Annotated in this window: 8 protein-coding genes and 1 pseudogene; 6 read left to right on the forward strand and 3 right to left on the reverse strand. The window is 64.5% G+C overall.

Features of this window, described 5'->3' with window-relative positions:
* The 3 genes and pseudogenes from ACYQ2W_RS12510 to ACYQ2W_RS12520 form a co-directional block, all read left to right on the forward strand.
* Positions 1–516 (forward strand): annotated as a pseudogene (locus ACYQ2W_RS12510) (hypothetical protein); the annotation flags it as partial.
* Positions 497–715: a type II toxin-antitoxin system HicB family antitoxin gene (locus tag ACYQ2W_RS12515; protein WP_459867328.1), complete on the forward strand. Its 219-nt coding sequence runs from the start codon at positions 497–499 to the stop codon at positions 713–715. The pseudogene ACYQ2W_RS12510 and the gene ACYQ2W_RS12515, both read left to right, overlap by 20 nt.
* A gap of 1 nt (position 716) precedes the next feature.
* Entirely contained in the window at positions 717–860 is a 144-nt protein-coding gene (locus tag ACYQ2W_RS12520; RefSeq protein ID WP_459867331.1) for a DUF6364 family protein, read from the forward strand.
* 449 nt (positions 861–1,309) lie between these two features.
* Here the strand turns inward: ACYQ2W_RS12520 and ACYQ2W_RS12525 are convergent, their stop codons facing one another.
* The gene (locus tag ACYQ2W_RS12525; RefSeq protein ID WP_459867334.1) at positions 1,310–1,474 is read right to left on the reverse strand and encodes a hypothetical protein; all 165 of its coding nucleotides are present in this window, start codon (positions 1,472–1,474) and stop codon (positions 1,310–1,312) included.
* A gap of 238 nt (positions 1,475–1,712) precedes the next feature.
* Between ACYQ2W_RS12525 and ACYQ2W_RS12530 the strand changes: the two genes are divergently transcribed.
* From ACYQ2W_RS12530 to ACYQ2W_RS12540, 3 genes are all read left to right on the forward strand, one after another.
* Complete coding sequence (locus tag ACYQ2W_RS12530; RefSeq protein WP_459867337.1) at positions 1,713–2,195, forward strand: hypothetical protein; 483 nt, start codon at positions 1,713–1,715, stop codon at positions 2,193–2,195.
* A 784-nt stretch (positions 2,196–2,979) separates the two neighbouring features.
* Positions 2,980–7,479: an RHS repeat-associated core domain-containing protein gene (locus tag ACYQ2W_RS12535; protein ID WP_459867340.1), complete on the forward strand. Its 4,500-nt coding sequence runs from the start codon at positions 2,980–2,982 to the stop codon at positions 7,477–7,479.
* Complete coding sequence (locus ACYQ2W_RS12540; protein WP_459867343.1) at positions 7,479–7,880, forward strand: barstar family protein; 402 nt, start codon at positions 7,479–7,481, stop codon at positions 7,878–7,880. Before ACYQ2W_RS12535 ends, ACYQ2W_RS12540 begins: the two co-directional genes overlap by 1 nt.
* 673 nt (positions 7,881–8,553) lie before the next feature.
* On the opposite strand, the gene ACYQ2W_RS12545 is transcribed toward ACYQ2W_RS12540, so the two are convergent.
* A complete protein-coding gene (locus ACYQ2W_RS12545) occupies positions 8,554–9,870 on the reverse strand; it encodes a sialidase family protein (protein WP_459867346.1) in 1,317 nt (438 codons plus the stop codon).
* 237 nt (positions 9,871–10,107) lie between these two features.
* Positions 10,108–12,501 (reverse strand): transglycosylase domain-containing protein, encoded by a 2,394-nt coding sequence (locus tag ACYQ2W_RS12550; protein WP_459867349.1) that lies wholly within the window; start codon positions 12,499–12,501, stop codon positions 10,108–10,110.
* Positions 12,502–12,576: the final 75 nt, after the last annotated feature.

Below are 12,576 nucleotides of genomic sequence, written 5' to 3' on the forward strand. Positions count from 1 at the left end.
GGCGCGCCCGACGACCGCGAGCGCTTCGACCTGCTCAAGCGCGCCTACATCGAGGCGCGCTACTCCAAGGAGTACCGGATCAGCGACGAGCAGCTCACCGTGCTGCGCGAGCAGGTGCTCGACTTGGCCGGCCGGGTACTGGATGCCAGCCGGGAGAAGCTCGATGGCCTCTTCGGCGCCGATGCGGTGGGAACGCTGCCGACGGCACCGGGGTATGGCGATGACGTGGAACCTCCGGCGGCGCCGGCGTTGGATGATCCCGAGGCGGTGGAGCGGTGGAGTCGGTTGTTGATGGAGGAGGGGAGAGAACTCGGGCGGAGCGAAGGCCGGGAAGAGGGATTGGAAGAGGGAAAGAGGCGAATCGCCCGAACCCTTCTGGCCAGGGGCGTATCGGCAGACGAGGTGGCCGAAATCGTTGGGCTTTCCGTCGGGGAGGTCTCCTCCCTCGCTTGCGCTTCACCGGATATCGCAAAGCAGGTCGCGCCTGAGGCGAGTGATGAAAGACTATCACATTAATATTTTTTATAGCGAAGAGGACGAGGGCTATATTGCGGATATCCCGGATCTTAAAGCGTGCTCAGCTTTCGCGGAAACACCCAATCAAGCCCTGACGGAAGTCCTTGCTGCCAAAGAGAGTTGGTTGGCCGCTGCAAAAGAGAATGGAAAGCCCATTCCACCGCCGGAATATCGCCCGGTTATCTATCAGGTCGCATAAGGTGACGGTTCGCCTGCCTCGCGAAGACGTAGAGTTCGCTAAGAACTATTCGCAGGAGCACGGTCTGACGGTCGCCGAGTTCATCGATCGCTATCTGCGCCGGATGCGGCGAATCGAAGAAGGAGCGCCGTCCGAGGCGTTGTGATTGGGCGGTTAGCCTTGAGTTGTTGCCGGTGGGTGTTGTACGGCTCGAGCGTCCGTCTTGCCTATGGCCATTATCGTGGCCGTCAGCACGGAAAATGGCGGCGCTCCCGATGCTTACGCGATCAACTTCAACGTCCTTGGAGGTGGGTTACGCCGCGGGATTTCACTTTTTTGGATGTTGCACAAATATGGAAAATCACATGGATGCTTTCGAAATAAACGTTGATGAGAAGCTAAGGCCAAGTGTTGAAAGAGCGCTTACAGGTACAACTGCGCTTGACACAGAGATTTCTTCGTTAACATTGCCAACGAAAAATAGCAAGTAGCCTGGATGAAGCGCAGCGGAATCCAGGACGTGTGGGACAGCCGTCGGGAATCCCCGGATTCCGCTATGCTCCATCCAGGCTACTTGCTGACGCGCCGGCTGGCGAAGCTCGCTATCTGCGGGCCCTATTCCAGGGTGAAGTTGGGGCCGTCGTTCGAGGTGACGGCGTGGATGTCGCCGCGGATAGCCGTGGTGTTGGAGGCCTCCGCTTCTGGCGTACTCGTGAAGTAGGGGCGGTATTTTCCGCTGGATAGGTGGATGACCCTGGGGCCGTTGGTGCCCGGATGCACTTGTTCTTTGGTGAACGGGGGCGGTGAATATGGCGCGCGGGACGAATAACTCACCAGAAACCCGCTTATTCCACGGCACCATAAGCTGTCCACATGGTGAGGGCTATCCACTCTTTGGTATATTTTCGCGTGTGCTTGGGGAACGGTTTTCCGCTTCATGTGTCGGACGACCATGGTGTGACGGTCCCCCAGTGCGCCGCCTATGAACAGAGGGAAGTCGAAATAGGAGTATTGCAAAGTGAAAAACGTCTATATGGCACTGGTGGCGGGTGCGATGACCCAGTTGGGGGTTGCGTCGACGGCGCTCGCCGGTGGCAGCGGGTCCGCTATTCTTCCATCCTGGCTGAAGGGTACTGGCAGCTGGAATTGCATCATCTATGTGACCAATACATCCAATTCAAGCGTAGATGTAAAGATCACCCTATACGATGAATCTGGGTACAGCTACACGGAGGCGAGCGAGGCGGGGGACAACATCGCTACTGGGTGGGGGTTTGGCACCTCTGATCCAGTAGGTACACCGGTCTCTTTGGGGCCCCGCCAGACGGGGGTCGTAGCGATTTCCAGCGGTAGCAACGGAGGCGGTTATGGTTCCATTGAGTGGACCAGCAGCAGTAGTGAAGTTGCTCCGTTGATCGCCCACGAGCAGGTCCAGGTTCAGTACAACGGCACCACGCTAGGGACCTACAGTGTGCCGGTTAATGCCCTTCAGCCGTTCTGATCGTTTTCGGCCTCTCCCGTTGAAACACGCAGCGGAGTCAGGTCTTTCTATTGCATAGTGGCTGCAAGCTCACAATGGCGGCAGAGCCCCTCTACCTGGGTGGTAAATGGTTCCGGTGGATCACCTGTCGCCCCCCCCCCTCACGCGAGAGGGGGGGGCGACATCTTACTGGTTGGAAAACGCGCTGCCGATATTGCCGCAGTAGCTGCAGCCCTCCTGGTAGACCGGCAGTCCGCTTGCGTGCTTGCGTGCGACAGGGTCTTGCCTTTTTCCTACGCCCTTGTCCGCTCCTGGCCGACAGCGGTCATTCTTGGACAGGAGCCACTCGATTCAACAGGAGAGTGTCTTCTCTGTGCATTCCCGCCCATTGGAGCAGACCTCGTTTCCCAGTTGGCGGTATCAGGATTACCACCGACCTTCCATTGCTTGCACGGCTTGGTGACGTCGTGGCGACAGTTCAGGATGGTGTCCCTGCGGCCGTCGTCCTCCCGCCTTGAGAATCGAACGTGTTTGGCCGCGCCCGGGACCTGTTTGTGCTGGTGGACCAGCGGGGCGACTCGCCGCCATCAAATGCCTCACTCAGAGTTCCTTCAGAATGAACCTCTATGAGCGATTCTCCGGTAGCCTATCAGGAAAATGCGCTATTTTTTGCGAAATTTCCTACAATGATTTCAGTATTCTGCACTGGTTTCGTGATCAGCTCTCGGGTTAGAGTTAACCGATATATACCGTAGAAATACCCAATCGGCTGCGCAATACACCGATACCCAAGGAGCCCTTCGCCATGGATCGCGCCCTCCGTCTTCTCCCGCTATTTGCACTTTTGTTGCTTGCTCTCCTCGGCGCCCGGCCCGCTGCGGCGTGCAGCACCTACGGCACCTGCAACGCCATCTGGCCGGAGAGCCAGAGCGCCGTGCCGAACCCGTTCACCCCCGGCGAGCCGGTCACCCTTCAGGTCACCACCTTCGAGTACGCCAACTGGTACTGGACCGTACCGAGCCAGATGTACACCCCGCTGGTGTTGGTGGACGTCGCCGGCCAGCAACTGGTCGGCGAGCTTACCGGAGCTGAGTACGGCCCGATCAGCAGCTATGGTTCACCATGGACCTACAGCTACTGGTTCAATCAGTACGCACGCTTCACCCACACGGTGGTGTGGGACGGCAAGGACCTCGCCGGCAATCCGGCCACCCTGCCCCAGACCGCCTTCATGACCATCTTCGCCGGCGCCCAAACGACCTATGCTTGGGTCGAATTGGAACCCGTCCCGACGACGGCCAATGCCAACGACAAGGATCTCGGCAAGCCCCCCTGCGGCAGCACCGTCGGCGACCCGTGCAACGCCGCCAACGGCAACGTCTACCACCAGGCGGTCGACTACTCCGCCCCCACCGGCCTCACCTTCACCCGCAGCTACAACAGTCAGTGGTCCGGCGACCTGGGTCTCGGCATCGGCTGGAGCGGTGACCGCTTCAAGCGCCTGGAGATCGAAGGCACGACGATCACCGTCCGCCAGGGGAGCGGTCGCGGTGAAAGTTTCACCGGCGCCGATGGGGTGTGGACCGGTGATCCGGACAGCGCCCTGCGCCTGACCGAGGCGCTCGACGGCTTCACCCTCCACCTGCCCGGCGGTGCCCAAGAGCGCTACGCCCTCGACGGCCGCCTGTTCAGTGAGCGGGATCCCGCCGGCAACGCCACCCTCTACGGCTATGACGCCGCCGGCCAACTCACCTCCATCACCGACCCCGATGGCCACCGCCTGGCGCTCATCTGGGGTGCCGATGGCCACCTGATCGGCCTCACCGATCCCGCCGGCAACCGCACCAGCTACTACTACGATGGCGAAGGCCGCCTCACCTCGGTCACCTATCCCGACGCCACCACCCGCGGCTACCGCTACGACGACCCCGACGCCCCGGTCCTCAGCGGCATCGTCGATGAGAACGGCGACCGCTACGTCTCCTACCGCTACGGCGGGGAGGGGCGGGTCGTCGAGACCCATTTCCCCGACACCGGCAACGGCGTTCCCCAGGAACGCTTCACCTTCGACTACGCCGCCGACGGTCTCTCCTCCACCGTCACCGACGCCAACGGCACCACCATCGAACGCCACTACCTGGAGCAGAATGGCGCCCATCTCCTCACCGAGCTGATCGACGGGGCCGACGGTTCCAGCTACCGGCACGATTACGACGCCGCCAACAACCGGGTGCGCAGCATCGACCGTGCCGGCGTCGCCACCGCCTTCCGCTACAACGACACCCACCAGCGCATCGCGGTGATCGAGGCCGACGGCACCCCCGAGGCCCGAGAACGCACCATCACCTACCTCGACCCCGACCTCGACCTCCCCACCCGCATCAAGGAGCCCTCGGTGCAGGACGGTGCGCTCAAGGTCACCCGCATCGACTACAACGATGCCCTCAAGCCGGTCACCCTCACCGTCGAAGGCTTCACCCCCGACGGCGACCCGGTCAGCCGCAGCGTCGCCCTGAGCTACGACGACCGCGGCCGCCTCACCGCCAGCGACGGCCCGCGCACCGACGTCGACGATACCACCACCTTCAGCTACTACGACTGCACCGACGGCGGCCGCTGCGGCCGGCTTGCCAGCGTCACCGACTCCCTCGGCCACACCACCACCTTTGACGCCTACGACGCCAACGGCCGCCTCCAGCTCACCACCGCCCCGGACGGCCTCACCACCGGCTACCGCTACGACACCCGTGGTCGCCTTACCGAAGTGATCGAGACTCCGCTGGAAGGGGCGGCCCGCACCACCACCTACGGTTACGACCCGGCGGGCCAACTCACCTCGCTGACCACCCCGGACGGCGCCACCCTCCGCTACCACTACGACGCCGCCCACGACCTGACCGCGGTGGAGGACGCCCTCGGCAACCGGGTCGGCTACTCTTACGACGCCGCCGGCAACCGCACCGTCGAACGGCTGCGCGACCCCGCCGGCACCCTGGTGCAGCGAATCGAGCGGGGCTACGACCTGCGCAGCCGGGTCACCCGGATCAACGAGGCCGACGCCATCACCGACCGGCTGCTCGACGCGGTGGGCAACCTCACCGGCGAAACCGATCCCAACGGCAACGCCACCGCCTACAGCTACGACCCCCTGCGCCGCCTCAGCGAGACAGTCGATGCCCTCGCCGGGGTGACCCGCTACGACTACGACGTCGCCGACCGCCTCGCCTCGGTCACCGCCCCCAACGGCGCCACCACCGGCTACCGTTACGACGACCTCGGCAACCGGCTGGAGGAGAGCAGCCCCGACCGCGGCACCACCACCTACACCTACGACGCGGCCGGCAACCGGACGAGCCGCACCGACGCCCGTGGCATCACCGCCACCTACGCCTACGACGCCGCCGGCCGCCTCACCGCCATCGACTACCCCGACACCGCCGACGACGTCGCCTACACCTACGACGACTGCAGCGGCGGCCTCGGCCGGCTCTGCGCCATCGAGCAGAGCCACACCCGCCTGAGCTACGCCTATGACGGTTTCGGCCGGGTCAGCGAGACGACGCGGGAGGAGGGCGATACCACCTTCGCTACCCGCTACGGCTATGACGCCGCCGACCGTCTCACCGCCGTCGCCTACCCCGACGGCCGCGAGATCCACACTCCCCGCGACGCCCTCGGGCGGATCACCGCGGTCTACTCCATCCTCGACGGCGTGACCACCGTGCTCGCCGACCAGCGCAGCTTCGACGCCGCCGGCCGGCTCACCGGCCAGACCTTCGGCAACGGCCTGGTGGAGAGCCGCCGCTACGACCTCCGCGGCCGGCTCACCGACGAGCAGCTGGGCAGCGTCGCCCAGCGGCTCCTCACCTACGACGCCAACGGCAACCTGCTGAACCAGAACGTCACCAGCGCCACCTACGACTACGGCTACGACGCCCTCGATCGACTGATCGACGAGACCACCCCGGGCGGCCGGATCGACTACGCCTACGACGCCAACGGCAACCGCACCGAGGACAGCACGCGGGGGAGCTATTCCTACGAAGCCGACAGCAACCGGCTCTCTGCCATCGCCGGCAGCCCGGTCACCCTGGACGCCGCCGGCAACACCCTCACCGACGCCGAAGGGCGCGTATTCACCTACGACGCCGCCGGCCGCCTGAGCGAGGTCCAGTCGGGCAATCGGACGGTGCTCAACCGCTACGACGCCCTCGGCCGACGGATCGCCAAGGCGGTGGTCACCGGCGGCCGCCGTGCCGCCGGCGGCAACGGCCATGGCAACGCCTACGGCCTGGAGACCGCCCCCGGCCAGAACGGCGGGGTCAACGTCAACAGCAACGGCAATGGCAACGGTGCCGAGAGCCTCTTCCACTACGACGTGGCCGGCCGGCTGATCGAGGAGACCAGTGCCGACGGCCGCCCGCTCCACGCCTGGGTGTGGGCCGACGACCAGCCCGTCGCCCGTATCGACCTGAACGCCGACGCCCACGGTACGGTACGCAGCGAGGCGATCCTCTACCTCCACACCGACCACCTCGCCACCCCGCGTTGGGCAACCGACGCCACCGGCCGGCTGGTCTGGCGCTGGCAGGGGGACGCCTTCGGTGCGCAGCCGCCGGAGACCGACCCGGATGGGGACGGCATCGACACCGAGATCGCGTTGCGTTTCCCTGGGCAGTACCAGGATGCGGAGACGGGGCTCTTCTACAACTACTTCCGCGATTACGATCCGGCCAGCGGACGGTATGTGGAGAGTGATCCGGTCGGGCTTGACGGGGGATTGAATACCTACGGCTATTCCGGCCAGAACCCTGTTCGGTGGGTTGATCCGCGTGGTTTGGCGTTTACCCCGGAGACAGCCTTCGACCTCATCAGTCTCGGCTTGAGTATCGACGAATACCGTAGGGAGCCTAGCCTGCTGAATGGCTTGGGGGTAGCATTTGATGCGCTGGGAGCTGCTGTTCCGTTCTTGCCGGCAGGGATTGGTATTATTCGGCAATGTGATAACGTTGCCGAAGGTGCCAGAAATTTACCCTTCTCGGACGATGCCATTGTTCGAGAAATCAACGAGGTTCTTGATCGGATAGAAAATGGCAGCCCAATGCTATACAGAAAAGACGGAACCCAATTCTTCAATCGAGAGGGAAAATTGCCGGATGGAAATTATCGTGAATACACGGTTCCCACTCCCGGACAAAGCAATCGTGGTGCTCGGCGGATAGTACGGGATGAAAACACCGGAAGGACGTACTACTCGAACGATCACTATCGATCATTTGTTGAAATCGACCCGAGACGCCATTAATGAGAACATTAGATGCCATGACGGCGCCAAGCTGGCAATGCATTCACTTTCTGAGTGCTGATTCATCCAGAAACGTGAGAAAAGATCTGCTTGAAAGCGGAGTGAAAGTGATTGATGTCGACTTGTTTGCAGTGGCGTCGGATGTAGAATTTTTTGATGCTTTCTCAACGGCATTGAGTTTTCCGGATTACTTTGGAAACAATTGGGATGCGTTTGATGAGTGCGTAGCTGATCTTGAGTGGATTGATTTGCCGGGATATGTTGTGTTTGTTTCTGGTGCGAGAAGATTTTGGGAGAGTTCCACTGAAACTGCTGGGCGACTAGTTGAATCGTGGCTAGGGGCAGCGCAACAATGGGGCGGAGAAGGTGTGTATTTTCATTTGATTTTTTCTCTAGAATAAAGGTGCTATTGCAGTTCAAGTGTGTGGTGGTGTGGCCGAATTGGCGATATATTATCTCCAAATAACGAGATCCTCTCGGAGATCATTGGCATCAAGCGTCTTCTTCGAATATTGGCTGAGATCAATATACTATTTTCTCCAATCTCAGGGATCGATGAAAAAAATATATAATCGAGTGAGGTGCAAGCATACAAGGCAATGCTTTCTTTTCTTGACGTGATATATGAAAGATCTCAAGTGAAGAGCTTGGGATCTTACGGAGAAGCATATCTTTACTGGGTGACGGTAAGTCGATACTGTAATGTGGGATGAGCAAGTAGCCTGGATGAAGCGTAGCGGAATCCAGGACGTGTGGGACAGCCTTCGGGAATCCCCGGATTCCGCTATGCTCCATCCAGGCTACTTGCTATCCCCCGCCGCGTCGGCGGCCATTTGTGATGGCCGTCACCGGCGGGGTGGGGATCTTGGGCGGGGGGGCGGTCAGTTGGATGTGATGGACACCGAGGGCAGCATCTCTTGCATGGTGGGTCGGCGCAGCGGTGGGGTCAGGTCTTTCACATTGCATAGTGGCTGCAAGCTCACAACAGCGGCAGAGCCCCCCAATCCGGGGGGGGCAAATGGTTCCGCTGGATCATCTATCGCCCCCCCCTCGCACGAGAGGGAGGGCGACGCCTCACTGTCTGGAAAACGCGCTGCCGATGTTGCCGCAGTAGCTGCAACCCTCCTGGTAGACCGGCAGTCCGCTTGCGTCGTAGGTGATCTCGCGGAAATAGAGGCGCGTGCCGCCGCTGCTCAAGGTCAGCACGTCGGGGCTGCTGACGCGCCGGCTGGCGGAGCCCGCGATCTGGAGGCCCTGTTCCATGGTGAAGTTGAGACCGTCGGTCGAGGTGGCGGCGTAGATGTCTCCGCGGCTGGCCGTGGTGTCGGTGACCTCCGAGACCGGGGTGCCGGCGAAGTAGAGGCGGTACTCTCCGCTGGCGAGGCGGACGATCTCCGGGTCGTCGAGGCTCGGATAGAGTCCGGAGGCGCCGCTCAGGCCGATCTCGCCTTCCGGGGTCCAGCTGGCGCCACCGTCGGTGGATAGGGCGCTGCGCAGTTTCGAGAAGTAGTCCTCGTAGTAGATGCGCAGGGTGGTGCCGTCCAGCTGGATCAGGCCGGGGCTGCGCACCTCGAGGCCACCGGACCAGGGCATGACCGAGGGTTCGGTGGAGGAGCCGGAGAAGGTGACGCCGTCGGTGGAGGTGGCGAGATAGATGGTGCTGGACTGGGTGCCCCCCGAGCCTTCGGTGGTGGACTGGTAGGCCATCAGGAAGGAGCCGTCCTCCAGGCGGATCACCGACGGGGCGTGGAAGACCGGATCGCCGTCGCGGTTCTGCGCGGTGATGCCCTGGATGTATTCCGGGGTCGACCAGTTCAGACCGTCCGCGGAGGTCGCGGTGAAGATGTCGACGTGGTAGCCGTCGGTGAAATAGGTGCGGAAGCTGCCGTCGGCGAGCTCCACGGTGGAGCTGGCCGCGGCGCTGGTCAGGCGGTAGCCGCTCTCTTCGGTGAAGTTGGAGGTGCCGCTGCTGCCCTGTTCGCCGCTGTCGCTGTTCGCGGTGTCGCGGGGGACCAGGCTGGTGACGGAGAAGCCCTGGGCGCCGAACTGCATGCTCAGGTCGTAGTAGAGGGTCTCACCGCCGATGTTGGCCTGCACGTTGTCCAGGGTGATCCGGTTGGTGGCGGTGTCGAAGAAGGGCTCGCTGCCATCCACCTGACTCTCGTCGCCGGGGGCGGCGGACTGCAGGGCGAACACCAGGGGGTTGGCGGAGGCCAGCCGCAAGGTGACGGAATAGTATTCGTTGGCGGTGCCGTCGGTGTTCATCACCATGACCAGCGGGATGCGCAGGGTCTGGTCGCTGTCGTCGAAGAGCGCCTGGGCCTGGACACCGGTGTTCGCTGCAAGGAGCAGGGCGCTCAGCATCGTCGGGCGCAAAAGGGTCTTGAGCATGAGGTGGTTCCTTGTTCTGGGGAGTGGAGAGAGAACCCGATGTTCCGGTGTTTGGCCGACAGGTTCCTGGGGCGGCAAACGGCATCGGGTCGGCGAGTGCTTGGAAGACGCCATCATCGACGGATGGGTTATCGGTCTTGTGATGTAAAAGTCCTATAAGTCGTAGCCGTGCAAATCTACCACCCGGAGTTGATGGCGGCCAGTTGTCTCGGGCGTTGGGACGTCGTTCCCAAGGCGTTATTCCACCGTCACCGTGACCCGCCGGGAGCGCTCCGGTCGGTAGGGGAGGCGCGCCTCGATGGTGTGGACGCCGGGGGTCAGCGGCCAGCGTGCATCGAAGGGGGCCGGGCTCACTTGGTAAGGCTGGTCGTCCACGTACCACACCACCTGGGCTACCGTGGGAACGGGGTCCACGCGCAGCGTGAGGGTGTCCAGCTCCGCCGGGACCTCGGGGTTGCGCAGCAGGTGGAGGTCGGAGGTGGGCGACATCAGGGTGAGGGTGATCGGGCGCTCGCTTTCACGCAGGCGCGGTGCGGCGGGGGGATCGGTCGCCGTCGCCGCCGGGTGGTCGGCGGTGTCCGGGGGGGGCGCCGGCAGCATGGCGATTTGGTGTTGCTTCGCCCATGCGGTGAGCCGTGCCGGTAGCCGGACCATGGTGCGCGCCTCGCGTTGGTCGGCGGGGGTGTCGGGACCGGCCGGTTCTCCGGTTTTCCGGTCGATCCAGATCCGCAGATGGTCTTGGTCGAGCGGCGGGGGATGGTTCTCCGGCAGCCACTCGCTGAGGGTCGGGGCGCACAGCCCGCTGGCGCGGCCGCCGGTGTAGGCGCACAGCTCGAAGCGGCGATAGCCGGCCGGTGGCGGGAAGGCGAGGTCGGCGGTGCCGGTGGTTGCCTTCGGCTGCAATTCGCTCAGTACGGCCTTCACCAGCACGGCGGCGCTGTCGGCGCCGCCGAGGCGCTCCATCGGCTGGTCGTCTTCCCGTCCCACCCACGCCCCCACCATGTATTCGGTGGACCAGGCCACCGCCCAGGCGTCGCGGTAGTCCTGCGAGGTGCCCGTTTTCACCGCCACGGGGAAGGGGTATTCGGTGGTGCCCATGCGCGGGAAGGAGGGGAGGCGGGCCAGCGGGTCGGCGAGGTAGCGGGTGATCAGGCGGGCGCTCTCGCTGCTCAGCACCCGTCGGCCGGGGTCGGGCGGGGTATCGCGGAGCCAGTTCAGGTCGTGCAGCACGCCGTCGTCGGCGATCGCGCCGTAAGCGCGCAGCAGCCGCTCCAGGGTGGTGGGCAGTGCGCCCACCGCCATCCCCAGGCCGTAGTGGCGGGCCGGGCGGCGGCCGTCGTCGAGGCCGAGGCGGCGCAGGAAGTGGTACACCTCGTCGACGCCGGTCTGCGCCACCAGCCAGGTGGCGGGGACGTTGCGCGAGTTGGCCAGCGCCTGGCGCGGCAGCAGCGGGCCGAGGAATTCGCCGTCGATGTTGCCGACGCCGTCGGCGAACGCCGGCAGGTCGTAGAGCATCGTGCCGCTGTCGATCACCCCGCGCTCCAGGGCCAGCGCGTAGATGAAGGGCTTCAGCGCGCTCCCCGGCGAGCGCGCGGTGCGGGCGTAGTCGATCGCGCCGCCGGGGGTGGCGAAGTAGTCGGGGGAGCCGACCCAGGCGAGCACCTGGCGGTCGCTGCGGCGGATCACCACGGCCGCCGCCTGGTGGGCGCCGCGTTCGCTCCAGCCCGCTACGCGGTCGGCGGTCAGCTCGGTGAGGCGCCGTTGCAAGGTCAGGTCGAGGGAGGTGTGGAGGCGCGGTTCGCCATGCTCCGGCGGGTGCAGCTCGTCGGCGAGCCGCAGCAGCGCATGCATCGCCGCCGGTTCGCGGATCGCCGGGTCGGGGATGCGCAGTTGGGTCAGCTGGTGGCGGGCGAGGGCCAGGGCGTCGGCATCGAATAACCCGGCGCCCGCCAGGGTGTCGAGGACGCGTTCGGCGCGGCGCGTGGCGAGGCGGCGCCCCGCGGGGCGTAGCGGGTTCATCCGCGTCGGCGACTGGGGGATGGCGGCGAGCAGTGCGATCTCCGCCCAACTGAGGTCGCCCACCGGCTTGTCCAGGTAGCGCCGGGCGGCGTAGGCGATGCCGTGGATGCGGTTGCCGTAGGGGACCAGCCGCAGGTAGTGGCGCAGCACCGCCTCGCGGCCGTGGCGCAGGGTGAGGAGGAGGGCGGTGAGCGCCTCCAGCGCCTTGCGGCCGTAGGTGCGCGGGCCGGGGTCCTGCATCCGCGCCACCTGCATGGCAATGGTCGAGGCGCCGGAGACCCGCTCGCTTGCGCGCAGGTTCTGCCACAGGGCGCGGCCGATGGCCAGCGGGTCGACGCCGGGGTGGTCGTGGAAGTGGCGGTCTTCGAGGGCGAGGGTGGCGGCGACCAGGCGGGGGGGCAGCTGTTCGATGGGCCAGTAGCCGTAGCCGAGGTCCGGGTCGCCGGTTTCGGTGAGGAAGGCGCCGTGGCGGTCGAGCAGCAGCAGGGTGGGGGGTGGGGCGTGGAGGGTGGCGAGTTGCCAGGCGCGCAGGCAGGGCCAACTCAGGGCGGTGAGCACGAGGAGGAGGGCTGTCAGCCGGCGTTGCCGGCGGGTGAGGTCAAGAAGGCGCATTGCTCAGCGTCGAACGGGGTGTAGGTCGGCGCTACCGCGCCGACGTGAACGGGGGCAGCGGGGTGTGGCGCGGGA

This window comes from Endothiovibrio diazotrophicus (assembly GCF_054657215.1).

What these genes read in the sequence shown, in the direction of transcription:
- ACYQ2W_RS12515 (WP_459867328.1), top strand. Translation starts at nt 497, where the DNA reads ATGAAAGACTATCACATTAATATTTTTTATAGCGAAGAGGACGAGGGC.
- ACYQ2W_RS12535 (WP_459867340.1), top strand. Translation starts at nt 2,980, where the DNA reads ATGGATCGCGCCCTCCGTCTTCTCCCGCTATTTGCACTTTTGTTGCTT.
- ACYQ2W_RS12540 (WP_459867343.1), top strand. Translation starts at nt 7,479, where the DNA reads ATGAGAACATTAGATGCCATGACGGCGCCAAGCTGGCAATGCATTCAC.
- ACYQ2W_RS12550 (WP_459867349.1), bottom strand. Translation starts at nt 12,501, where the DNA reads ATGCGCCTTCTTGACCTCACCCGCCGGCAACGCCGGCTGACAGCCCTC.
- ACYQ2W_RS12545 (WP_459867346.1), bottom strand. Translation starts at nt 9,870, where the DNA reads ATGCTCAAGACCCTTTTGCGCCCGACGATGCTGAGCGCCCTGCTCCTT.